Below are 25155 nucleotides of genomic sequence, written 5' to 3' on the forward strand. Positions count from 1 at the left end.
AGACATAAAACTACGTTTTAGTCTTTGTTATTGATTTGATTCAGAACGTCCTGTTCTTCACCACTTTGTGGCCAGCTAAAGCTGTTCAAAATCGTTCCATAGGATTTTGTGCAATTAGAACAACTAGTTACTGCAATCAATGCCTCGCTTTCATTTATTTTTCCTGGCGCCTAAACAGATCATTTAATTAATCCAATTGGTATAATTTAAAACAGCCCTCTTAATTCGGGCTGTTTTCAAAGCACCTGTAATAGGTATTGATTATCCGGTAGATGATTTTACAATGGCAGGGTATTCTCTTCGGGTTAAATAACTACAGGTGCTGATGGGTGAAAGAAAATATACGACGTGCCGTGTCGGCAAATGTTTTTCTCTATAGAATAATGGATGAGCAAATCGAATATCTGTTGCTTAAACGGGTACCGCGCAATGATCTCAATTTGCCTGGTTTCTGGCAGTGTGTCAGCGGCGCCCTTGAACATGGTGAGAATTCTGAAATGGCTGCACGCCGGGAGGTCTTTGAAGAAACGGCTTTTACATTAGAAGAGGTGAGGTCAACGGGGCTGACTTTGAAGTACCCGATAAAAAAAGAGTGGCGTAAACTCTATGGCGCAGAGCCCAGTGAGGTTATCGAATACGTTTTTGTCAGCAGAGTACAAGGCGATCCGAGCCTGTCTGATGAGCATAGTGAATTCGAATGGCTTCCTTACCAAAAAGCTTATCAACGTTTAACCTTCGGCGATTATCAATCGGTCATAGAGACCATTAATAGCGCGCTGCATGCCCGACATAGGATCAACACTTCAGGATAATGAGCAATTTGATCAGTTCAAAACATTTTAGATTTAAACGACTAAACCTAACATTCAAGGATTTATTATAATGAAACGTGTTGTATTGTATTCCATGTCGCAGTGTCCGCATTGTGCAACAGCCAAAAACTATCTGCAGCAACAAAACATTAAGTTTCGTTTGGTCAATGTAAAAACAGCAACTGGTCAAAAAGAGTTCAGTAAAAGCGGTTATCGGGCGGTGCCGGTATTAAAAATCGGTGAGCAATTTATTAATGGTTTTTCAGTTAAAGCATTTAATAAACTTTATTTATCGAAATGAAAAATACCAACTGCCTGAATGTTCAGGCGGTTGGTTAGGATATGAAGCTTTTAAGGTTTATTCAGGTAAAACCGCGTTATGATAAACTTCCTGCACATCATCACAGTCTTCTAACATCTGCATGAATTTTTCAAATTTCTCAACAAATTCAGGTTCAATTTCTGTATCTGTCTGAGGCACAAAAGTGATCTCTTCTACGTCTAACTCAAGGTCAGGGTAAGTTTCATTCAAGACAGTTTTTGCTTTATAGAATTCAGTATGAGGACAGAAAACAGTGATCTTGCCATTTTCGCTTTCGACATCAATCACATCAACATCTGCCATGATCAGATCTTCCAAAACAGCTTCATCATCCTCGCCTTTGAAAACAAAAACTGCCTGATGTTCAAACATATGGGCAACAGTACCGGTCGAGCCGATTTTAGCGCCGGTTTTCATAAAGCAGTTACGCACGTCTGTCCAGGTACGTTTGTTATTGTCTGTTAAACAATCAACGATAACAGAGCAACCACCAGGACCAAACCCCTCATAGGTCGCACGCTCATAATCTTCACCACCGCCACCTTTAGCTTTTTCAATTGCACGGTCAATTACGTGTGTTGGTACCTGGTCTTTTTTAGCACCATCGATTAAGCGGCGTAGTGAAAGGTTACCGTCTGGATCGAATCCGCCATTTTTTGCACAAACATAAATCTCTTTACCGTATTTGGAGTAAAGTTTTGTTTTTGCGCCTGCTGTTTTAGCCATAGACTCTTTGCGGTTTTGATATGCTCTTCCCATCTGATTAGACTCTTTTTGTTGGTTTGTTAAAAATAATGGGGAGAATTTTACCTTGTAACAGGGCTGTTAGCATAGTCTCATATCAAAAAAATATTCCTATACTGATTAAATTCAGCCTGTTGAGCTTATTTTTCGATGAAAAGCAGCACATAACAGGCCAAATAATAAACTATTTGACTTAAGAGCTGCAGGATAACATCGAGCAGCCTATTTTATCTCGAGCCCAGTCCGGACGCTTCCGGGCGTAACTAGTGTGCTCAGGTTGCTGATCGTAAGGTTTTTTTAATATCTTCTGCAGTTTGATTATTTCGCTAAAGTCACCCTGCTCAGCGAGTTCGATAGCCTGCTGGGCAATATAATTACGTAATACATAGTTGGGATTTACCTTGTTCATTGCCTCGGCGCGTTGTTCCTGCTTTAAGCCATCAATATTCACTCTGAGCAGATAAGATCGTAGCCACCGGGTGAACTCCTGCAGATACTGCTCATTGAGTTCTAACATGCTGTAATAACATGGCCCTAATATTGCCAGCCATCCCGTTGCTGTCTGCGTATTTAAATCATTGGGTATCTTAGCCAGTAAGCGGTAAAAGATGGTCATATCGGTTTCAACTGTGCTTAATAATTTTTCCAGAGATTCAAAAAGTGCTAAATCACCTTCCCCCTGGTAGTCTTTAAAGCCAAGTTTTGCCGCCATCATATTGCACCATTTGCGCTTATAATGAATGCCGTAATCACTTAATAATCTTTGTAGTGGCTCTGCTTCACCGATTAACGGAAAAATTGCATTGGCTAATTGAAATAAATTCCACTGACTGATTTGTGCCTGACCGCCGAAACGGTAACGCTTGTGCTGCTCATCCGTGGTATTCGGTGTCCAATTAAGATCAAAATTGTCGATCCAACCATAAGGTCCATAGTCAATGGTTTCCCCAAGAATTGACATATTGTCGGTATTCATCACGCCATGCACAAAACCAACACGCATCCATGCCACGATCATATCACTGGTACGTTCACAAACTTCACTGAACCAATTCAGGTAAACCTGCTGGTTAAATTCGCCATTAGCAGGCAGTAAATGCGGGTAATCCGAGTTAATAGAGAATTCCACAAGTTGCTGCAAAAGTTGCTCATCTCCTCGTGATGCGGGTAATTGAAAACTGCCAAAACGCAAAAAAGAGGGGGAAACACGGCACACCACTGCACAAGGCTCCAACGCGGGATTACCATCATACATAACGTCCCGGACAACTTGTTCTCCGGTTAAGCATAAACTCAAGGCTCTGGTGGTGGGAATGCCTAAATGAAACATCGCTTCCGAGCATAAAAATTCACGAATCGATGAGCGCAGTACCGCCATACCATCAGCCCGGCGGGAGTAGGGGGTTTTTCCTGCACCTTTAAGTTGTAACGTCTGGTGGCCTAAATTTTTTGTTACAAGCTCACCCAGGTTGATTGCGCGCCCGTCACCCAACTGGCCCGCCCATTGACCGAACTGATGACCGCCGTAACAAAGGGAATAGGGTTGCATACCCTCCAGCAGTTCATTACCTGTCATAACCTGAGCAAATTGTTCGCTGTTTATATCTTGTTCCGTAAAGCCTAATTGCGCTGCAAACTCTTCACTGACCGCAATCAATCTGGCATTTTGAGATGCTGCTGGCGTAACAAATGAATAAGCGGCACTTTCAACGCTGCGGCAAAAATTTCCGGTTTCTTTATCGGCAGGCAATTGAGCCAGCAGGCGGTTATCAAATTTAAGGTGACTAAGTGGCATGGGGTTTATTTCCTTTGTAACAATCAAATAACATACTAATTCAGTCAGGTAAGTTCGGCAACTAATAGATCGATTAAAGCTGTTGTCCTTTATTGGCATAACTCTACTTGTATCATTTTTATGGGCATCAACACCCGCAAACAGACCCAACCTCCAACATAAGAAAAATATCGAATTACTTTTTGTTTTTATTTAAACTATTTCTATCGGTTATTTATTAATTGTCTTGTATTGATTTCTTACCCGGCAATCTGGCGATTTAGCTATGCAGTTCGATTGATAAACAAAACGGACGGGTAGGGCGTTGTGGTGCAATAAACGCTCTTTTTCTGCGAGGGAGAAAATGTTTATATATTAAATGAGTTAAAACAAATGTTATTATTCACTTTTTATTAATTCTTTAAGTATGTTGTTATGAAATGTTTACAGTATGTTGCGCATTATCCGGCGCACATTGTCCAGCAAGTGGAAACCTTAATCACTCAAAATAAGCTTAAAAGCTATCTGCTGAGCCGTTATCCCAATAAGCATACTATTAATAACGAACGTGCACTTTATACCTACGTGCAGGATTATAAAAAGCGTTACGTCAAACAATCATCACCGCTTAGCAAAGTGGTTTATGATCCAAAACTGCAGTTGATAAAACATGCGCTGGGTACCCATACCTATGTATCGCGTATCCAGGGAAGTAAATTGAAAGCGAAGCAGGAAATTCGTATTGCAGCCTTGTTTAAGGAGGCACCTCAAGGGATGTTGGATATGATTGTTGTCCATGAATTAGCACATTTGAAAGAGAAAAAGCATAACAAAGCGTTTTACCAGTTATGTAAGCACATGTTGCCCGATTATCACCAGTTAGAATTAGATACGCGTTTATTCCTGATCGAGTTTGAAATGAATGGTGCAATTTACAGTGATTAATTTGAATTTTCTGTTATATTATTTTGATAGTTATTTGCCTATTTAACTTGCCTGTTATTGATAGAAAAATATAAAATCCGTACAACCAACAAAAACCATGTCAGTCGGGTATCAATTCTACGCCGCAATTTCAGTTTATAGCCAAACTATTTGAAATGCAGATTCAGGTAGTTTGGCTATAAAAATTACCATAAAAATTAGAGAGACCAAGATGTTCTTAGCACCTTATTACAACGAAAGTGGCAATGTAGTGAATATTTCCGCTGAGCAAGCCAGCCTTTTTGCCAAGTCTAAATGCCAGGACTTTAACCCTATCCATGATCCCGATTCCAAACGTTTTTGCGTCCCGGGTGACTTGCTGTTTGCTTTAGCCTTATGTAAATACGGTATCAGTGAGTCGATGAAATTTGAGTTTACCGGCATGGTCGGGGATAACGTTGGTTTGTTATTCCCACAGCATGACGGTGAGCAATTAACAGTGACTAATGAACAGGGTAAAAGCTTATTGGATATTATTAAGCAGGGTAACAGCAGTCAGGATTTAACCTTAATTGAAAACTTAATTAATAACTATGTTCTCTTTTCCGGAAGAAATTTCCCTGAACTGCTTATGCCGTTAATGGAGAAACATCAGGTGATGTTTAACACGGCACGCCCTCTGGTAATGTACAACAGCATGAGTTTTGATTTGCAGAGCCTGGAAGTTAAAGATGAGTTACAGGTCAAACTGAGTGATGCTTACCTGCAGGTTGAGCAAAAGCGGGCTGAAGAGTTCCTGCATTTTGATATTTTCGACGGTGATACGAATATCGGTAATGGAGTGAAAAAAGTGGTCATTGGTGGTCTTAAACCTTATGACCATGAAGCTATCTCTGCTTTTTCAGAGGCTTATCAGGCACGTCGTTCCACTTTTTGATATTTATACCCAAGTTATTTGAAGATACAGGAATCTGTATCTTCAGGTAGTTTGGGGATATATACCCATGATACCTCAAGATGCAAAGTCAGCAAGGCAAATTGCGCCGAGATGCCAGGCATAAAATTGAAGTATAGTTATTCTACATAGAAATTTGATAACAAAGCAGATTGGTACAATTTACCTTGCCCTGTGGGGCGCTAGCTCGAAAACCAGTGCTGCGTTGCACCAATCGAAAAGGGAAAAACCATTACCTCATGTTGCGTCTTGCTCTGGTCTCCGAGCTCGCGCCTGACAAAGTATTTTGAAGTAACATGGGTATATCCCACTTTGCGCACCTACACTCTATAACTTAATGATATAAAAGAACTTTCATTTTTAACTGACGAATCAAGTATAAAAAACAACTTAATTAAATCAGTTGATTACGCTTTGGTGCGGAATGCCGGGTATATCAATCCGGCTTAATAATCACAAACCAGTCATATCTTCTTGTGAAAGAGCGGTCTTCAATTTTTTCATGCCCGAATCAATACTGATAATGGGAGCATATCCCAGATCTTTTTTAACTGCGCTGATATTGAAATAGTGGCTTGTTGACAGTTGTCTTGCGACAAAACGTGTCATGGGGGGCTCCTGCTTGATCTTCATTGCCGCATAAAAACACTCCAGTATTGCACCTATTGAATAGGCCAAAGGGGCTGGAATCCGCGCACTGACCGGCTGCAAATCCTGACAGGCGAGAATTTTATTGAGCATCTCGGCCATCAATATAGGTTGATCATTACTGACAAAATAAGCTTTACCCGCACAATTTGGTTGTGCGGCACTTATTTCAACGGCTGCTAACAGATGGGCATAGACAGCGTTATCAATATAGATGCTGTCCACCAGTTTATCTGTTTTGCCAAGCAGTTTAAGCCGGCCGGATTTTGCGCGTTGTAATACACGGGGCACAAGGTGCGGATCGCCTGGTCCCCAAATAAGATGAGGGCGAAGTGCAACGGTTTTAAGTGCCGCCGAATTTGCAGCTAATACTTTTTTTTCAGCAATCGCTTTTGATAATCCGTAAAAATTTAAAAAATTATGCGCATAGGGCTGCGATTCATCAATGCCGTTTTCATCTTCTCCGGAAAAGGTCACACTAGGGGTGCTGGTATAAACTAAGCGGTTAATATTAAGGGCCTGGCAGGCACTGATAATATTTTCCGTTCCCGATACATTGGGGTTGAAATAAGATTCTTTACTGCCCCATACACCCGCTTTTGATGCCACATGGAAGACCAAATCGCACCCCCGCATAGCATCTATAAGCGATTGTTTATCGGTGATATCGCCTTTAATCAGGGTCACGCCCATCCTGCTAACCTCAGGATAATCCCCCCGGGAAAAGCCGACCACTTCAATCTTTGCCGCGCGCAAAAAACGGCATAAGGCGCTACCTAAAAAACCACCCGCACCTGTGACAAATACCCGTCTAACCTGCCTGGCTAACTCAGTTAAAACCTGTTGTTGCTGTTTGTCTAACTGACTGAATCGCGGAATGTGATTGTTTGACATTAATGGTCCTAGTTAGCGAGTTGCTTGTCTGCCCAGATAGCTAATTTTTCACGGTATATTTTCGCGTTATGGCGAATATCCATGGGAAAGTGCTTATGGATTAAAAACAGGTTGATACCAAGAGTTTGCTGATTGTTGCCGGCTAACCCACGCAGTTCTGCAAATAAACTGTCGGCGTTGATTGCGCTTTTATTATGCAGCTCAATACACAATAAAGGTTGTGTTTTGCCGTCCCTGTTGAGCGCTACCAATGCACTGCGTTTAATGGCCGGATGGGTATTGAAAATACGTTCACAAGGGATGGAATAATAGCATTTGTTATACTCCAGATGGTTTGACTGGACACGATGGGCCTTGCGGCCGCACATCCACAGCCGGCCCGCGTTATCCAGATAACCTAAATCTCCCATGCGGTGGCGAAGCAAACTACCGTCTGCTATTTTGGCTGCCGCCGTAGCATCTTCCTGTTGGTAATAAGACTGACTCACCTGCGGGCCTTTTACGACTATCTCGCCTATTTCATTGGCCGCCAGGCTAAGATCATCTGACCAGCTGGTGATGGGATTTTCCGTGATATTAATAATGGCAATATTAATTCCCTTCACCGGGGAGCCGATACAAATTCCCCCTCCTAGATCCGTTTTTTGCTCTGTTTTGAGCAGATCTGAGCTGGCAATTTTACTTACCGGTAATGACTCTGTCGCACCATAGGAAGTAAGGATTTCAACCCCCTGATTAAGTAATGCGCTAAAACGTGCAATAGAAGGTAATGTGGCCGGTGCGCCGGCTGAGATCACACGCTGCAAACTGGATAAGGTAATTCCCTGTTGCTGTCCCGATTTCCCCAGTAGTTCGATTAATGCGGGGTTGGCGAACAGGTTGCTGCACTGGTATTTTTCAATTGCGGCAAAGATATAATTAGGGTTTGCCGTAATCGGTTTACTGGCATCCATTTCCGGTACAATCGACGCCATACCCAGTGCCGGACCAAAAAGTGAAAACAGGGGAAATGTTGCCAGGTCACGTTCGCCATGGACAATGTTATAATCATCTTTTAATGCTTGGATCTGCGCTTCAAACATCCTATGGCTATATACAACTCCTTTGGGAGCGCCGGTACTGCCACTGGTGAATAAAATGGCAGCCATCTGATCTGCGCCAAGTTTTACCATGGAGTAAGGCTGTTGCGCGCGACAAGAACCGATTATCTTGTTTAAACTGGTTGCGCCGAAAATATTAACGCCGCCTACGCAAATAGTGTGTTTAAGGGTGTTTTTCCCCCAGCCTAATAAACGCCGGGCAAGATGTGCTTTGGGGATACCGATAAAGACGCTCGGCTGTACCTGCGCAATACACTGTTTCAGGTTTTTAATTCCCATGCCAGGATCGATTAATACAGGCACTATGCCGGCCTTGAAAAGGGCAAAGGTTAAGGTAAAAAATGCGATACTTGGTTTGACCATTAAAATCGCTTTATCACCTTGTCGCAGGCCAAATTGATTGAGTGCGTGAGCAATCTGATCACTGCGTTGATTGAGGGTGAAAAAATCTATTTCCTGATAGGTCAGTTTTGAAAAACGTTTCGTTTGTACGGCAACGGCCAGGTTATCGGGGAAGCGCTTTGCCGCATCGCTTAAATGGCGGCAAAGATTGGCATTTTTCTTGTCGCTCATAAGTTAAGGGTTTTCTGCCATAAATTTCTGAATAAGCGGGATCACCTGGTCACCTGCATCTTCGAGAATATAATGGCCGCAGTCAGCAAATTCATTAATGCTGGCATGGGGCATTTTTTCCTTCCAGACAGCCAGAAAATGTTTGTCAAAAACAAAGTCTTTTAAACCCCAGCAGACGATTGTCGGCAGTTGTTGAAACTGGCTCAGACTGTCACTGATATCCGATACCAACTGATAATTTTTATCATGGGGAAAAAGCGGGATGTCCTGCACAAAGCGTAATGTTGAAATACGGTTTTTCCATGAATTAAAGGGGGCAACATAGGCTTTGCGGACTGCTTTTTCCATGGGCTTACGTTTTACACCGATATAGGAAGCAATACCGGAAAAAGCATTAAATCCACGGACCAAAACGGTGCCGAGTAGCGTATTACGGCAAATAAACAGGGAAAATGGGAGTGATTTACTTTTAGGCAGATGAAAGGCCGCCGTATTTAAAATAACTAAACGTTTAATGCGCTGCGGATGACGAGCCGCGTAGCCCATGCCTATCATACCGCCCCAGTCATGCACTACCAGAGTAATATTTTCGCTAATATTAAGAGAGTCTAATAAGGCTTCTAAATCATCAATACGGCTTTTCAGTGTATATTGATAATCTTTGTCCGACGGTTTATCCGACAATCCGCAGCCAATATGATCCGGGGCAATACACTGATAATCAGCACTTAAGGATTTGATTAAGTTGCGGTAATAAAAAGACCAGCTGGGATTGCCGTGAACCATCACAACCGGCTCTCCGCTGCCTTCATTAACATAATGGTACTGCTGACCATTACGATCTAAATAATTGCGTTTAAAGGGGAATAAAGTATCTAAATTCATTTTACCACTCAAGTCCTAACATGATGCAGTTTAAACCGCTGCCTATCCCTAAGAAGCTCACTTTGTCTCCTTTCACCAGAAAACCCTGCTCATGGGCGATAGCTGCCGTAACAGGTAATGAAACGGTGCCCATATTGCCCAGTTTTTGAAAAGTGGGGAACTCTTTTTCAGGCGGTATATTTAACGCGGCTAAGACCTGTTTCTGGTTTGCAGCACCAACCTGATGGCAAATTACTTTATCGACCTGCTGCGCATCCCAGCTTCGCTGCTGTAAAAAGTGCTGCCAGGTTTTACTCGCCAGCGCAACACCCTCTTTAAGCAGCGGGACCGCATTAGTACGCATATATTCCCGGTGCAGTTTTAATCCGACTTTATCAAGTCCCCATTTGCACAAGTCATTGTGTTCAGGTGCAGCAAGGTGGCTGGCGCCCAATAATTTATGTTGACGGTCATTTTTCAGGGGCAGGGTGCCATCGCTTAATAACACGGCAACGCCGCCTGATCCCCCGGTTAAGGTTGCCAAAGATTGAGAGAAGTTTTGAATGGTCTGCTTTTCAAGCATATTTTCAATGGTGATATCAACAATATGCCGGGCAGATTCACAAGAGACCACGAGTCCTGCTTTAATTTGTCCCAATTCAATGCGGTTGGCAATATCCAGCATCCCGGATAACACCCCTAAACAGGCATTACTGATATCATATATGGCAGCATTACCATTTATCCCTAATTCAGCCGCGATGCGACAGGCCGTTGCGGGCTCATGTTGATCCCGGCATACCCCGGTATAAATTACCGCACCGATATCATCAATATTGACGCCGGATTCCGCGATAGTTTTGCGCGCAGCAGCAATTGCACCATCGGATAAAACATGATCAGTTGGCCACCAGCGCCTTTCTTGAATCCCTGTTAATGCAGCAAGTTGCCCCTTAGGAATGCGGAGCTTTTGATATAACGGCGCAAGACGTGATTCTAATTCAGCGCTGGAAATGATATCAGGCGCCAATTCGTAATTTAAACTATTAATATAAACGTTAGAATATTTCATTAAACTGCTTTAATTTTCAAGAATTTCAATAAAAAGGGAAAATAGTGGCCCGGAGGGCCATATCGAGCGCGTAGATTAACGCAAATCGTCAGTACTTACAAAGCTCTGTTAATATTTTAAAATTTTCCCCTTTTTCAAGTAGTTGATCCATTGTCTGTTGCCCTGTAGGGAATTTAAGATATTTTCAGCAAAGGGTAAGGGCTCTTTATTGATTTGGCTGACTAACATTTCAGCGAGCAGCGGCGCTGTACATAAGCCGCGGGAGCCTAAACCGGTTAAGATATATAAATTATTGTGGAAAGGGGCATTCGCCGGGTTAAGCACTTTAGCAGCATCCTGATAATGAAGTTTGGTTGCCGGATAATCGGGAAGTGCGCCAGCATAAGGGAAATGATCTCTGGTGGTGCAGCGTATGCCGACATTAGCATCCTGATGATCGATATCTATACCTTCTGTCCAGGGCTGGCCAGTAATGCATTTTTCTAACTTATTTTTATTATCAACCTGCTCCTGCTGAGAAAACTGCTGGTTAAGCTCATGGCGTTTAAAAGTCGCCCCCATACAATGTTTGCCGTTATTTAGCGGTGTTAAATAGCCTTCGTGACATAAAGTTACCTGTAATTGTTTGAGTTGTTCGTTGCTTGGGATATGGGTGACTTGGCCGCGCGCGGCTGACAGCGGTAACGCTTCACACTGTTTAAAATTAAGCGTATTGTTGGCAGTGGTTAACAATAGCAGGGAGTGCTGAACCGTCTGTTCGGCAAAATGTAAATCCCAGCCAGCGCCTGTTCCTGACGGGGGGAGTTGTTTGCTTTGGGAAAATGATAGCAGCTCTGCATTAAGGTGTATGCTCAACTGTCCTTCTGTCTTTGCCTGCTGGAAAATAGCCAAGACCATCTGCCGGGGGCTCAACCACCCGCCTAAGGGGTAATATAAGGATTTCTGTCCAATAGAGAGTCCGGCAATATTATCGGTTTCCATTTCACTTAACTGTTGAACAAGCTCTTTTGGTAATCCTGCCAGTAATATTTTATCCAGTTTTCTGGCGGCACTCGAATCGTAATAAAGCTGCAATACGCCGGAAAAATCATAATCAAAAGGCTGAGACTGATTAATTTGCCGGATGTAATTTCTGCTGTATAAAAATGCATTGGCGAAAAACTGACTGAGGGCATCGTGTTTTTCGTTGAGCAGCGGGTATAAGGCGCCTTGTTGATTACCCGATGCACCACCAGCCAGCGTCTCATCTTTACAATAGACAGTGACGCTATAACCGCGCCTGATTAGTGCTAAAGATAAGCAGGCGCTGGCAATACCGCCGCCTATAATCGCCACATTGGCTTTTTTATCGGGCGGGTTTTGTACTGCTGAAGGGCGGTAATGCTGGCCATATTGCTTACCGGCGTTTTTGGCAAATGTGGCGGCACTGATTTGACCGGTTAACATCTCTCTTTTTTTGCCGAACCCTTTACGCTTGTGCACATCAAAACCGGCACTGATCAGACCTTTGCGGACAACACTGGCGGCAGTAAAGGTGGCGAAGGTGGCATTTTCTTTACAGGTGCTACTGATTAATTGAAATAACCTCTGCGCCCACATTTCAGGGTTTTTGCTGGGAGCAAATCCGTCCAGATACCAGCAGTCAAAAAGCCCTGTATCATAAACGTATAATGACGGCAGAGTTTCTGCCACGTCTCCAAACCATAAATCGAGGGTAATATTAAACTCACTTAACAGAATACGATGGCAGCCGGTTAATGCAATCGGATACAAATCAGCTAAAGGGGCGATATAAGTGTTTAGTTGTGGCCACTGCTGCAATGCGGTGATTAAATCCGACTTTTTTAACGGGTATTTTTCAAAGCTGGTAAAAAACAATCTTTTTAACGGATGACTTGGGTTTGATTTCCTGAATTGAGTAAAATGCAGGCAAGTGAGTAAAAAATTCAGGCCACTGCCAAAGCCGGTTTCTGCTATCGAGAAGTGCTCAGCAGTACAATTTAACCAGCGTTGTTGTAACTTATTACCGTCCAAAAAAACATAATTTGCTTCCTTTATACCCTGCTCTGTATTGAAATAGACGTCATTAAATTGGCTGGAAAAGGGCTCTAACTGATCAGACCAGTCTATTTGTGCATGCTTAATTAACTTGTATTTAGCGTCAGACAATATATATTTCCTACCTATTGAGATAATTCAGTTTAAATTATAGGGGTTTAATTGACCTATTAACCCCTTCGAACAATCATATAATTAGTCCCTCCAGCAATAAAGGCTTAAAAATGAAAAGAGCAGTAATCACAGGTATTGGTATTGTTTCTAGTATTGGTAACAACAAGGAAGAAGTTTTAGCATCACTTAAAAGCGGTAAATCCGGCATTAGTTTCTCCGAGCAATTCGCTGAAATTAAGATGCGCAGTAATGTATGGGGCGACTTAAAAATACAGCCTAAAGATCATATTGACCGTAAAATTATGCGTTTTATGGGTGATGCTGCTGGTTACGCATATCTTTCAATGGAACAGGCAATTGCTGATGCACAGCTGACTGATGAGATGGTTTCTAATGAGCGTACCGGTTTAGTGGCCGGCTCTGGCGGCGGTTCGTCAAAAAATCAGGTTGAAGCCTGTCAGATCATGGTAGAAAAGGGCGTGCGCCGCGTTGGTCCCTACATGGTTCCCCGTACGATGGCGAGCACAACATCTGCTTGTCTGGCAACACCGTTTAAAATTAAGGGTATTAACTACTCAATGAGCAGTGCCTGCGCGACAAGTGCTCACTGTATCGGCCATGCATGGGAACAGATTCAACTGGGTAAACAGGATATTGTTTTTGCCGGTGGTGGTGAAGAGTTAGATTGGACCATGGCTTGTGAGTTTGATGCGATGGGCGCACTTTCCACGAAATACAATGAAACCCCTGAAAAAGCTTCCCGTACTTATGATGCAAACCGTGACGGTTTTGTTATCTCCGGCGGCGGCGGTATGGTTGTTGTTGAAGAGCTGGAGCACGCGCTTGCCCGTGGTGCAAAAATATACGCTGAAATCGTCGGTTACGGTGCTACTTCTGACGGCTACGACATGGTTGCGCCATCGGGTGAAGGTGCGGTTCGCTGCATGCGTCAGGCCCTGGCAACCGTTGAAGGTGAGGTTGATTACCTGAATACCCATGGTACTTCTACACCTGTTGGTGATGTCAAAGAGCTGGAAGCGATTAATACCGTATTCCCGGAAAATGCGCCGAAAATTAGTGCGACTAAATCACAAACCGGTCATTCTCTTGGAGCTGCGGGTGTGCACGAAGCCATTTACAGCATGCTGATGATGGAAAACAACTTTATCTCGCCATCTATTAATATCGATGAAGTAGATGAAAAAGCGTTAAATCTACCTATCGTTAAAAATCAGGCGATTGATGCGAATCTTAATATTGTTATGTCAAACAGCTTTGGTTTTGGCGGTACAAACGCAACACTAGTGTTTAAACGTTACGCTTAATTGCTTAATGGGTTAATATTACTGGAAAATGAGAAAGGAGCTTGTAGCTCCTTTTTTTATCCCTATTTGTCTGGAAAAGTGATGAATATTTATATTGATGAAAACATTCCTTACGCTAAGGATTTCTTTGCCGATTATGGCAAGTTGCATTTTTTTTCAGGGCGCAAGGTGAATGCAGAGCAATTAATTGATGCGGATGTGTTACTGGTACGTTCAATTACTCAGGTTAACGAGCAATTATTAAAACTAAATAAAAAACTTAAATTTGTCGGTACGGCTACCATCGGCACGGATCATATTGATCAGAATTATCTGAAAAACCGGTGCATCGCTTTTAGCAGTGCTCCGGGGTGTAACAAAATCTCTGTTGCGGAATATATCTTAAGCAGCTTACTGGTGTTGGCTGAAAAACAACAATTTTCGTTAACGTCTAAAAAAGTCGCGATAGTAGGGGCCGGTAATACAGGTACTGCCGTTTACCAGCGTTTAAATGCACTGGGGGTGAACTGTATCCTTTATGATCCTCCTTTGCAGCTGGCGGGTGATAATCGTCAATTTTGTAGCTTTGAACAGGTATTGGCAGCGGATATTATCAGCTTACATGTCCCTAAGGTGGTGCAGGGGCCATATCCTACCGTGCATATGTTTGACCGGGAGGTATTAAAGCAGCTGACAAAAACACAGATTTTATTAAATGCTGCCCGTGGCGATATTATCGATAATCAGGCGTTATTAAGTCTTGCCCAACAAGGTGAAGCGCCTACTCTGGTGCTGGATGTCTGGGAAAATGAGCCGCATATTGAACAGTTGTTGTTACCCTATGTCGAGATCGCCACGCCGCATATCGCCGGATACAGTTTAGATGGCCGGGTACGTGGTACGGAAATGTTATATCAGGCACTGTGTCAGTTTCTGCAGCTCAACGAAAAATATAGCGCGGCTGATTTTGTGGCGCCTGCGGATATTAATATGATTTCAATCTCTAAAAAAATTGATCCAAGTTTAATGAAGTCATTAATGCACCTGATATTTGATGTCCGCCGCGATGATGCCTTATTCCGAGAAGTGATTGAAGATGTTGATGGTTTTGATACCATGCGCAAAACATACCAGGAACGCCGGGAATTATCGACGTTGACGGTCAAGTCAAGTGTTGAACAAAACACATTATTACAATTGTTAGGTTTTTCTACCCACCTGCAACAAAAAACAAAGGAACTACATGAAATCTGAATATAATATCGCACTGATTGGCGAATTAAGCGGTTGTATCGAAACGACGCTGGAAGTCCTGGCGCAACGTGACTTTCCCGTGGGAAAAGTCTTCCCGTTAGTCAGTGCCAGTGAAATATTCAAAAGCGGTAATACTGCTCAATCGGATGAAGATTATGATGAAGATGAATTTGCATCGGATATAAATTCAGTGATGTTTGCCGGTAAATCCATTGACGTGATCGATATTGAAACCTTTGACTGGCAGCAAGTTGATATTGCATTTTTTCTAACGGATATTGAAACAACGAAAAAATGGGCAACGATCGCCAGTGAATTTTGTGTGGTCATTGATAATAGCGGTACTTTTTTAGAAGATGAAAACGTACCTTTATTACAGAGCGGTGTTAATGATCAAAATTTAGCCCGCTACGCAGAAAAAAATATAATTGCTATCCCGAGCAGTGAATCTGCACAGTTAAGTCTTGCTGTTAAACAGATCCAGCAGGAAGTGGGGCTAGTGCGCATCAATGTCAGCAGCTATCATTCTGTTTCTGTTGCCGGTAAAGTCGGAGTAACAACACTTGCCGGGGAAACGGCACGCTTATTAAATGCAAAAAGCGTTGAAAGTTCGACCTTCCCGCAGCAAACTGCATTTAATGTTTTTCCGCAGGTGGGGGATTTAAATGAAGAGGGTATCGGCTTAGGAGAACTGCGCCTGATTAATGAAATCCGCAGGTTATTAAATGATCCATCTATTATGGTTTCCTCAACTCAGGTTGTCGTGCCGATGTTTTACGGTTGTGCACAAGCAGTACATTTACAGACCCATTACCCGGTTGATCTGGAGGAGGTTGCACACACTTTGCATCACAGTGAAGGCGTTAGTTTGGCTGATTCTGTTTGTGATTATCCGAATATGATCAATGATGTTGTAGGCAATGCGGAGGTTAAAATAGGCCGCTTGCGTAAAGATGTTTGTGATCCTAGCGGGATAAACCTCTGGGTGTGTGCTGACAATGTTTATTTTGGTGTGGCATGCAATGCAGTTAATATTGCTGAAAAACTTATCCACACATATATTTAACCGATTTTAAACCTGGTGGGCCAGATCGTAATTCTGGCCTTTCGTTCATTTTTTTACACATCCGTTGATTGTGCTAGTTTATTATTCATTTTTATCATTAAACCGTTATGTTGCTTTTGCCAAGGAATGAAAATGAAGCGTTTGTTATTAACTTTAATCTGTTGCTCTTCCTTACTTTTATCGTCTGCGGGTAGTCTTGCATTCGATTCTACGAAGGTTGTTTCTGCAGACATTCCTGCTTATCAAAAATACGGTCCGATCCGTTATTACGAGTCACTTTGGTCTGTCTCAAAAAAATTACGCCCGAACAAAACCGTCAGTGTCCAGCAAACACTTGTTGCTATCTATAAGTTGAACCCTAAGGTTTTTGTCGATGGGGATATTAATCATCTTATTGAAAATTCCATTATTAATGTACCCACTTATCAGCTTATCAAGCAGCAAACCAACCAGGAAGCTATCGTTTTAATTAATAAATACTCAAATCTGAATAAGTTACAACCAGCTAAAACAGAAAGGGTAAGTGAACCTATTGTAAAACCTCACGAAAGAGCAGAACAGCAAAATCCTGCTGCAGATGATTTGCCGGGACTGGTTACGCAGCGGCCTGATGATGGCAATGTTTTCTTGATGGAGAATTTAAACCGCAGCAGTGATAATGGCGAAAATTATCCAGTAACTGCTCAACTATCCAATAACAGTTCATTAACAGAGCCGATAATATCACTGCCCGGAGAAGCTTTGCAGGCGGATGTGGAAAATACTGCTTTGATTGCAGCCGCTACCCAGGTTAGTTCAGCAGCAAACAATGGCGGTAACGGGGCTTTAGCATACGCTGCCGGCAATGGACAATCTGATAATCAGCAGCCTATTAAGCTACAGGCGCTGCAGAATGAACTACGTAGAGTAAATAACCAATTGCTTGCGACGATAGCACTTAATGAGGATTTGAAATTTGGGGTACGCCTGTTAATAGATGAAATCGAGATTTTGAAAAGTCAAATTGAGAATGAAAGTGCCGCGCAGGAAAATTTATTAAAACTGATAGAAAAATACGGTATTCAGCTCAACTCATCGCAAGCCTCTTTCTTTGATAACAGTGCTGTCAATAAGCAAACATTATCCTGGGTAAGCGCGTCCCTGGCGAATTTACTGATTGTTATTTGTTTACCATTGTTAGTCGTCATTTTAATTTTTTCGCTGTTACTGCGTCGTAATAATCGCAAACTGCTGGCGGGCAATAATAAATTTACCGCACTGCCCGGTGTTGTTGAACGTGAAAGCAAAGAATTGCCATTATCAGATAACAGTCGCAGCATTCATGATCACTCGCAAAAAACAGATAAAGATCGTTTTACAATGTCAAGTAACGACAAGTCCGATCACATTATAAGCAACCATGCTCCCCGAAATAAAACAACTGATGAGCTGGACTATAATGATTTAACTTTTTTAGCCAGTGAAGCCGGGCAAAATGTCCCGGTAACGCAGATTAAACAACAAGCGGTGTCTGTCACGAATGATGTTACTGCACAGCCAAGAGCAACAGAGCAATGTGCTGAGAACGAGAAAACAGATAAAGCGGACGCTGTAGATGCGTTGGCTGATAATGGTTCTTCGGACGACGATTTATCTGGGCATATCCCAAATGCTGAAACTGCTGATGTGGCGGCTGAAGAAGTGCAATCTGAGGCTGAATCTATTCAACCACAGGCAGATATGGTTAATATCTCCATTAAAGCTACGCCTGCAAATGCGGCTATTAAGCTAAAAAACAGTGCCGAATATATTGCTATTGAAACGCTGCTGAAAAACAGTGAAGGGGATGGTCCGGATGAGCTATATACAGATCTTAATGTTGATCTGGGACTGGATGATTTCCCGGATATGTTATCTGCGAATACGGCGATCGATATTGATGATGATGAATTTGGTATCAGTGCCAAACTTGATTTAGCGCGCGCCTATTTAGAGATAGATGATAAGGCAAGTGCAAAAACTATGTTAAAAGCCGCGATGGAGAACAGCAATCCGGAACAGCGCAGAGAAATTGACCGATTATTGATTCGCCTATAAATCAATTTATGTTTAACATTTCCTGACAAAAGCAGTTCAATTTTATCATCGTATTTTGTTATTATTCAAAACATAATAAAAACCAGCGCTGCTGGTTTTTTTGATCTGCTTATTGAGCAGAAAATTTAAGAGAAGCCGTAAATGAGACCCGTTATCCTAGATGTTCAAGGTTATGAACTAGATCCACAAGAAAAAGAAATTTTGGCACATCCACTGGTTGCCGGAGTGATTTTATTTACCCGCAATTTTTTTGATATCAAACAACTGCAGGATCTGGTCACAGAGATTCGTTTACACGGCAGAAATGAACTGCTTATTGCTGTGGATCATGAAGGGGGAAGGGTACAGCGCTTCAAAGAAGGTTTTACCCTGTTACCGGCCGCAGGTTCGCTTATTGAAAAAAATGATCTTAAAAGTGCCTGTGAACTGGCTTACAGCAGCGCATGGATAATGGCCAGTGAATTGATTGCCTGCGATATTGATTTAAGCTTTGCGCCTGTTTTGGATTTAAACGGCATCTCCGATGTTATTCAGAACAGGTCCTTCTCGGAATCTGTAAGCGAAACAACCGCGCTTGCTGAAGCATATATTGCCGGTATGAAGTCTGCTGGTATGGCCGCTACCGGTAAACACTTTCCCGGCCATGGCAGTGTAAAAGCTGATTCCCATATTGCCCTGCCGATTGATTCACGCAGTGAAATTGAGATATTCAATAGTGATCTTAAACCATTTAGCGGCCTTATCAGCAAAGGGTTGTTAGATGCTATCATGCCATCGCACGTCGTATACTCTCAATGTGATCAGCAACCGGCCGGTTTTTCATCATATTGGTTACATAATGTGTTAAAGACGCAGTTAGGATTTAAAGGGGTAATCATCAGCGATGATTTATCCATGCACGGTGCCAGTTTTGCCGGTAACCATGTAAGTCGCGCGGAAAGTGCAATACAAGCCGGATGTGATTTGATTTTAGCCTGCAATGATAGATCCGGGGCAATTTCTATTCTCGATAATCTGCAGGTTGCGGCCTATCAGCAAGGCTCTGTAATCAAACAGTTGCGTTGTACTAAAAATAAATTTTCTGTACCACTAAATAAAAATCCGGATTGGATAAAAAATAATCAGAAATTAATGCGACATGTAGAGCAGGTCTAATTAGTTTGGTACAGTGCTTGCACTCTATGTTAATTTCAATAAACTTATCAAATAATGAAATTTATTGATTATTTAATAATTAAAATAACAAGGCTGGGGATAATACAATGATCATTTATGTACATGGATTTGATGCGACGAGCCCGGGAAACCATGAAAAGGTCATGCAGTTAAAGTTTATTGATGATGATGTGCGTTTTGTTCATTACAGCACTATTCATCCTAAGCATGATATGAGCCATATTTTAAAAGAAGTGCATAAACACATCCAAAGCAGCGATGATAAATCACCCCTTATTTGTGGTGTTGGACTTGGCGGGTTTTGGAGTGAGCGTATTGGTTTTCTTTGCGGAATAAAACAAGTTATTTTCAACCCGAATCTGCATCCGGAAGATAACATGGTGGGTAAGATAGAATGGCCTGAAGAATATTTAGATATTGAAACCAAATGTGTCAGTGATTTCCGTAATAAAAATAAAAATAACTGTTTATGTATTTTATCCCGTAGTGATGAAGTGCTTGATTCCGAAGAAAGTGATCATGCACTGGCACGATATTATCAAATTATATTTGATGAGCAGCAGGGGCATAAATTCCGGGATATATCCCATCACCTGCAGACCATAAAAAAATTCAAAGAGGAATAACCCTCATCAAAATGGCGATTTTAATTGCCATTTTGTCTTTTCTTGTTTTTTTTACTATTTCCCTATTTACTTTACTGTTAATCTAGCGATAATCATGCATAATGTTTGATCTGGATCAGTAAAGCTATTGGTTTGATTTCATTACATTAAGATATTGTGTTGTTGGTTACTGCTATAACAGCCACTGCTATAAAACTGCAGCGGTCGCTTTTCACTCAATATGACTATCACTCCCAGTGTCTTAATGTAATCGAATCTAAATAGCTAGCTAACATATGGATTATTTAAGCTATTAACAAAAACTTGAGGTTATCATGCATAAAATTGTTATTGTAGGAGGAGGGGCCGGCGGCCTTGAATTAGCTACGGATCTGGGACGTAAACTCGGACGAAAGAAAAAAGCCCATGTTACGTTAGTCGATAAAAACAGAACCCACTTATGGAAACCTTTATTGCATGAAGTTGCTGCAGGTTCTCTTGATGATGGCATAGATGCGTTAAGTTATCGTGCCCATGCAAAAAATCATGGTTTCAGTTTTCAACTTGGCGCACTGGCAAATATTGATCGTGACAATAAACAGATTCTCTTATCTGAAGTGGTCGATAATGAAGGAACAAAGATTTTACCTGAATGCCAGCTGAGTTATGACACTCTGGTTATTGCTCTGGGTAGTGTCAGTAATGACTTTAATACTAAAGGCGTGCGTGAGAACTGTATCTTTCTGGATAGCCCGCAGCAGGCCAAAAAATTCCACCACCGTATGCTTAATAAATACTTACAACTTGCTGTTCATGAGACTAAGCAGGTGCGTATTGCTATTGTTGGCGCGGGCGCAACGGGTGTTGAATTATCGGCTGAGCTGTTCAATTCATTAGAGCAGGTAAATAGCTACGGTTTTGAAGATATCAAAATATCAGATCTAAAAGTGAGCCTGGTTGAAGCCGGCGATAAAATTTTGCCTGCACTGCCTGAAAGAATATCCGGCCCGGCACATAATGAGCTGCTAAAACTGGGTGTTGCTGTACGTACTCAAACCATGGTTACCGAAGCTACCCCGGAAGGTCTGCTCACCAAAGATGGTGAGCTGATCGAAGCTGATTTGATGGTTTGGGCTGCCGGTATTAAAGCGCCTGATTTTATGAAAGAGATAGCTGGGTTAGAAACCAACAGAGTCAATCAGCTGGTGGTTAAGGATACTCTGCAAACCACTTTAGATGATGATATATATGCAATAGGCGACTGTGCAAGCTGCGCTTTACCGGGTGGTGGTTTTGTTCCGCCCCGTGCCCAATCAGCGCATCAGATGGCTTCATTAGTGGCTAAAAATATTAAAGCATCACTTAAGAATAAACCATTATCTCCTTATAAATATACAGATTATGGCTCTTTAGTTTCATTAAGTAATTACAGTACTGTCGGCAGTCTAATGGGTAACCTGACAAAAGGTTCAATGAAAATTGAAGGGCGTCTTGCACGTCTGGTTTATATTTCACTGTACCGTATGCACCAGGTCGCGCTGCATGGTTATTTACGCACCGGGTTAATTACCCTGGTTGAACGGATCAACAAGATATTACGTCCGCGTTTAAAATTACATTAATAGTTCATAAGAGCATATAAAATGTAAAAAAGGTGAGTTTAATAACTCACCTTTTTATTTTCCACCAATAAAACTGTCTCTGAGATGTTTGCTTTTCAGGCAGTAAAGCAGTATCCAAACTGCAAAAACAAGCTGCACTGAAGCGGCAAAAGAATATTGGAAATGATTACTCAATAAATAATAGAGCTGTAATGCCAGGTCGATAAAGATACTTAATAATAAAAATGGATAACTATTGCGCCATAATTTTGCTACCCATGGATGTTTATCATGATCTCTTCCGGATAAAAAAAATAACCATAGCGCCATCGAGCCTGAGACTAAACCTAAATAGAAATGGATTTTATCCGGGTAAAACAAAGCTAATAATGTCTGTCCGGATTCCCGTAAAAGGAGTGATATTATTAATAATCCCCAGGTTCTGGCGAGAAAAATCAATACCAAATTAAATAATACCGGCGGTTTTAAATTACCTGAATGAGTGTAGTAGTCTAAAGGATAAAGTCTTATTTTCATTACATTCTTATTTTGTTCTGTTCTTTTGATATCTGCAAGCTTAACCGCCAAGAGCCGTAAAGCCTTTGGCGGTTATTGTTATGGCTTTAGTTAAAAGCACACATAGGACAGTAGGCATAACGTCCTTGCGGATCATTGAAGCGCGTTAATATCGCTGTTTGGGACTCTATTTTTTTCAGGGTCTCATATATGGCTGTGTTAAGCTGCAAACCTTGCGGTAACATACCGATATTTTCAGCTAAAAACTCGTTAAGAAGTTGCTGTTGTGTTGACAGGGCTGGAGAGATAACTTTTATATCGTATTCCTGCAGATTGGCTAAATTACCCGCTTTATTAATGGCATCCTGTAGATTACCCAATTGATCAACCAGACCAAGTGATTTTGCATCAGCCCCTGTCCAGACTCGCCCCTGCGCGATTTTATCAACTTCTGCAAGTGACATGTTGCGGCCCTGTGCAACAACGGATAAAAACTGTTGATAACCGTTTTCGATTCCTAATTGTAAAATATCAGCAAGTTCAGGGTTAAGAGGGCGGGTTAGATTAAAACCGGAAAGTTCCGTTGTGCCAACCCCGTCATTAAAAATACCAAAATGATTGAGGGCCTTATCGGCACTGGCAAACAGGCCAAAAATGCCGATTGAACCGGTTAAGGTGGTTGGTGCGGCGACAATATGATCTGCTGCCGATGCTATCCAGTAACCTCCGGATGCCGCCATATTCGCCATGGATACCACTATTTTTTTATCGGCTTTTTTCAAGGCGAGAATTTGCTGACGAATTTTTTCCGATGCAAAAGCACTTCCGCCGGGACTGTCGATTCGTATTACAACGGCTTTAATTTTATCATCATGCAGTGCGCCGGCTAATAGTTTACTGAAGCTTTCACCGCCGATGACTTGTGAAGATTGTACGCCGGATAAAATTTCACCCGTTGCATATACGAGGGCAACCTGATCTTTGTTACCCTTGACCTGATACCTGGGCGGAAGCGTAGAGTGATAATCCGCATAACTGATTAATTTAAATTGATGACCAGACTGTTGTGCCTGCTGTTCGAGTTCAGATAACAGATCAGTACGGCTTTTAAGATGATCAACTAATCCCGCTTGCAGAGCATAAAGCGCTGTATTACCGGCAGCACTTTTTAAGGCTGATTTTAATTGTTTTAAGGTAGGGGAGATAGACTGCACTGATAATTTACTGTTCTCTTTACGCTGTAACATCACAGTATCGATATAGTTTTTCCACAGTTGGTCCAGCCAGTGCTTATTCGCTAATTTGCTGGCGTCTGACATTTTATTTTCAGTAAAGGGTTCCACAAAAGATTTATAAGTGCCCACTTTAAAAATGTGTGGGGTAATCATTAACTTGTCCAGAGCTTCTTTAAAATAGAGGCGGTATACTGAATACCCCTGCAGCATCACGATACCTTGCGGATTAAGATAAACATTATCTGCATAACTCGCCAACAGGTATTGTGTCTGGGTGTAATTATCAGCAATGGCCGTAACTGATTTTCCCTCAGCTTTAAAGCTATTTAAGGCCTGTCCTATATCGGCGATATGGTTTAGATTTGCCGAAATTAATCCGTTGAGATCTAATAGGATGTTATTAATTTTAGGGTCATGCTGAGCGTGAGAAATGGCATTTAAAACTTCATCAATTTGATACTCGATAACCTGGTTTTCGGTGGATGCAAGCATCTGTTTGGACATCTCTCCAAAAAAATCGGCTGGTTTTTTCTGCTCTACAATAATCCCTGTAAAATTCAGATTAAGGGTTGAGTTATCCGTAATTAACAAAGGTTGCTCATCGCTGCTAAGGGCAAGCAGAATTATCGTCAGAATGGCAAAAAACACGATATTGATAATAAACAAGCGGATGCAATTAATGGTTTTTGCGGTGCTCTTAAAGAATGAATAGATTAGCCTCATGTTTCAACCTGTAAATGTCGGAGGGAAGATACCTAAGGTACTTGATGATGCCTGCAGTTTCAAATACCTGAGTATAAAAATAAAGCACTGCCTATGTAAATAAGCAGTGCTTTATAAGAGTCTAGTACGTTATGAGGGGATTAGAAGCTGGTAGTATCAATAAATAGACCAACTTTCAAATCTTCTGCCGTGTAGATAACTTTACCATCTACTTCAACAACGCCGTCAGCAATACCCATAACAAGTTTGCGCATAATCAGACGTTTCATAGTAATACGGTAAGTTACTTTTTTTGAAGTCGGTAGAACCTGACCTGTGAATTTAACGTTACCTACACCTAATGCGCGCCCTTTACCCGGACCGCCACTCCAGCCAAGGAAGAAACCGACCAATTGCCACATAGCATCAAGGCCTAAACAGCCGGGCATTACCGGGTCACCCGGGAAATGACATTCGAAAAACCACAAAGCTTTATCGATGTCTAATTCAGCAACTAATTCTCCTTTACCAAATTCACCACCATTTTCGTTAATGGTAATGATACGATCTAGCATCAGCATATTATCAATAGGGAGCTGGCAGTTACCTTCACCAAACAACTCGCCTTGACCACATTTTATTAGTTCTTCTTTTGTGTAAGAGTTTTTGCCCAACTCTTTTTGGGATACGATTTTAGTCATAGTTCACTTATTTTTAATAATTGAAATTGGTAGGGTAGTGCTGGATTGGAGTACCCTAGAAAATT

General features: G+C 41.9%; 22 protein-coding genes. 11 read left to right on the forward strand and 11 right to left on the reverse strand.

Annotated elements, in window-relative coordinates; all coding sequences use genetic code 11:
* Positions 1-17: 17 nt before the first annotated feature.
* Positions 18-140, reverse strand: coding sequence for a hypothetical protein (locus ABZA00_RS02845; RefSeq protein WP_372880635.1), 123 nt, complete (start codon positions 138-140; stop codon positions 18-20).
* A 189-nt stretch (positions 141-329) separates the two neighbouring features.
* On the opposite strand from ABZA00_RS02845, the gene ABZA00_RS02850 reads away from it, so the two are divergent.
* The gene (locus tag ABZA00_RS02850; protein WP_372880636.1) at positions 330-812 is read left to right on the forward strand and encodes an NUDIX pyrophosphatase; all 483 of its coding nucleotides are present in this window, start codon (positions 330-332) and stop codon (positions 810-812) included.
* Positions 813-882: 70 nt separating this feature from the next.
* Complete coding sequence (locus ABZA00_RS02855) at positions 883-1113, forward strand: glutaredoxin family protein (protein ID WP_372880637.1); 231 nt, start codon at positions 883-885, stop codon at positions 1111-1113.
* A gap of 57 nt (positions 1114-1170) precedes the next feature.
* Here the strand turns inward: ABZA00_RS02855 and ABZA00_RS02860 are convergent, their stop codons facing one another.
* Both ABZA00_RS02860 and ABZA00_RS02865 read right to left on the reverse strand, forming a co-directional pair.
* Positions 1171-1893 (reverse strand): YebC/PmpR family DNA-binding transcriptional regulator, encoded by a 723-nt coding sequence (locus tag ABZA00_RS02860; RefSeq protein ID WP_372880638.1) that lies wholly within the window; start codon positions 1891-1893, stop codon positions 1171-1173.
* 178 nt (positions 1894-2071) lie between these two features.
* Positions 2072-3673: a YdiU family protein gene (locus tag ABZA00_RS02865; RefSeq protein WP_372880639.1), complete on the reverse strand. Its 1602-nt coding sequence runs from the start codon at positions 3671-3673 to the stop codon at positions 2072-2074.
* A gap of 414 nt (positions 3674-4087) precedes the next feature.
* On the opposite strand from ABZA00_RS02865, the gene ABZA00_RS02870 reads away from it, so the two are divergent.
* A complete protein-coding gene (locus ABZA00_RS02870; RefSeq protein WP_372880640.1) occupies positions 4088-4597 on the forward strand; it encodes a M48 family metallopeptidase in 510 nt (169 codons plus the stop codon).
* A gap of 211 nt (positions 4598-4808) precedes the next feature.
* Complete coding sequence (locus ABZA00_RS02875) at positions 4809-5513, forward strand: DUF3581 family protein (protein WP_372880641.1); 705 nt, start codon at positions 4809-4811, stop codon at positions 5511-5513.
* A 471-nt stretch (positions 5514-5984) separates the two neighbouring features.
* On the opposite strand, the gene oleD is transcribed toward ABZA00_RS02875, so the two are convergent.
* From oleD to mnmC, 5 genes are all read right to left on the reverse strand, one after another.
* Positions 5985-7073, reverse strand: a complete 1089-nt coding sequence (oleD, locus tag ABZA00_RS02880) for a 2-alkyl-3-oxoalkanoate reductase (RefSeq protein WP_372880642.1) — start codon at positions 7071-7073, stop codon at positions 5985-5987.
* Between the two features lie 8 nt (positions 7074-7081).
* Positions 7082-8746 (reverse strand): olefin beta-lactone synthetase, encoded by a 1665-nt coding sequence (oleC, locus tag ABZA00_RS02885; protein WP_372880643.1) that lies wholly within the window; start codon positions 8744-8746, stop codon positions 7082-7084.
* A 3-nt stretch (positions 8747-8749) separates the two neighbouring features.
* Positions 8750-9631, reverse strand: coding sequence for an alpha/beta fold hydrolase (locus ABZA00_RS02890; RefSeq protein ID WP_372880644.1), 882 nt, complete (start codon positions 9629-9631; stop codon positions 8750-8752).
* 1 nt (position 9632) lies between these two features.
* The gene (locus tag ABZA00_RS02895) at positions 9633-10682 is read right to left on the reverse strand and encodes a 3-oxoacyl-ACP synthase III (protein ID WP_372880645.1); all 1050 of its coding nucleotides are present in this window, start codon (positions 10680-10682) and stop codon (positions 9633-9635) included.
* Between the two features lie 108 nt (positions 10683-10790).
* Positions 10791-12851 carry a bifunctional tRNA (5-methylaminomethyl-2-thiouridine)(34)-methyltransferase MnmD/FAD-dependent 5-carboxymethylaminomethyl-2-thiouridine(34) oxidoreductase MnmC gene (mnmC, locus tag ABZA00_RS02900; protein ID WP_372880646.1) on the reverse strand — a complete coding sequence of 687 codons (2061 nt, stop codon included), beginning with the start codon at positions 12849-12851 and terminating at the stop codon, positions 10791-10793.
* Positions 12852-12964: 113 nt separating this feature from the next.
* Here mnmC and fabB point away from each other — a divergent pair, with 113 nt between their 5' ends.
* The 7 genes from fabB to ABZA00_RS02935 all read left to right on the forward strand — a co-directional run bounded on the left by fabB (position 12965) and on the right by ABZA00_RS02935 (position 21957).
* A complete protein-coding gene (gene fabB, locus ABZA00_RS02905; protein WP_372880647.1) occupies positions 12965-14179 on the forward strand; it encodes a beta-ketoacyl-ACP synthase I in 1215 nt (404 codons plus the stop codon).
* Positions 14180-14260: 81 nt separating this feature from the next.
* Positions 14261-15412, forward strand: a complete 1152-nt coding sequence (locus ABZA00_RS02910; protein WP_372880648.1) for a 4-phosphoerythronate dehydrogenase — start codon at positions 14261-14263, stop codon at positions 15410-15412.
* Positions 15402-16478, forward strand: a complete 1077-nt coding sequence (locus tag ABZA00_RS02915) for an aspartate-semialdehyde dehydrogenase (RefSeq protein ID WP_372880649.1) — start codon at positions 15402-15404, stop codon at positions 16476-16478. The genes ABZA00_RS02910 and ABZA00_RS02915 overlap by 11 nt, the downstream gene beginning before the upstream one ends.
* 132 nt (positions 16479-16610) lie before the next feature.
* The gene (locus ABZA00_RS02920) at positions 16611-18554 is read left to right on the forward strand and encodes a FimV/HubP family polar landmark protein (RefSeq protein WP_372880650.1); all 1944 of its coding nucleotides are present in this window, start codon (positions 16611-16613) and stop codon (positions 18552-18554) included.
* A 141-nt stretch (positions 18555-18695) separates the two neighbouring features.
* On the forward strand, positions 18696-19709 hold the full coding sequence (gene nagZ, locus ABZA00_RS02925) for a beta-N-acetylhexosaminidase (RefSeq protein WP_372880651.1): 1014 nt from the start codon (positions 18696-18698) through the stop codon (positions 19707-19709).
* Between the two features lie 107 nt (positions 19710-19816).
* On the forward strand, positions 19817-20356 hold the full coding sequence (gene ycfP, locus ABZA00_RS02930) for an alpha/beta hydrolase YcfP (protein ID WP_372880652.1): 540 nt from the start codon (positions 19817-19819) through the stop codon (positions 20354-20356).
* Between the two features lie 314 nt (positions 20357-20670).
* Positions 20671-21957, forward strand: a complete 1287-nt coding sequence (locus ABZA00_RS02935; RefSeq protein WP_372880653.1) for an NAD(P)/FAD-dependent oxidoreductase — start codon at positions 20671-20673, stop codon at positions 21955-21957.
* 54 nt (positions 21958-22011) lie between these two features.
* Here the strand turns inward: ABZA00_RS02935 and ABZA00_RS02940 are convergent, their stop codons facing one another.
* The 3 genes from ABZA00_RS02940 to fabA form a co-directional block, all read right to left on the reverse strand.
* Positions 22012-22473, reverse strand: coding sequence for a DUF2919 domain-containing protein (locus ABZA00_RS02940; protein WP_372880654.1), 462 nt, complete (start codon positions 22471-22473; stop codon positions 22012-22014).
* A gap of 86 nt (positions 22474-22559) precedes the next feature.
* Positions 22560-24410: a signal peptide peptidase SppA gene (sppA, locus tag ABZA00_RS02945; protein WP_372880655.1), complete on the reverse strand. Its 1851-nt coding sequence runs from the start codon at positions 24408-24410 to the stop codon at positions 22560-22562.
* Between the two features lie 140 nt (positions 24411-24550).
* Positions 24551-25090, reverse strand: a complete 540-nt coding sequence (fabA, locus tag ABZA00_RS02950) for a bifunctional 3-hydroxydecanoyl-ACP dehydratase/trans-2-decenoyl-ACP isomerase (protein ID WP_372880656.1) — start codon at positions 25088-25090, stop codon at positions 24551-24553.
* Positions 25091-25155: the final 65 nt, after the last annotated feature.

The sequence above is a fragment of the Psychromonas sp. genome (genome assembly GCF_041586535.1).
Taxonomy (GTDB): domain Bacteria; phylum Pseudomonadota; class Gammaproteobacteria; order Enterobacterales; family Psychromonadaceae; genus Psychromonas.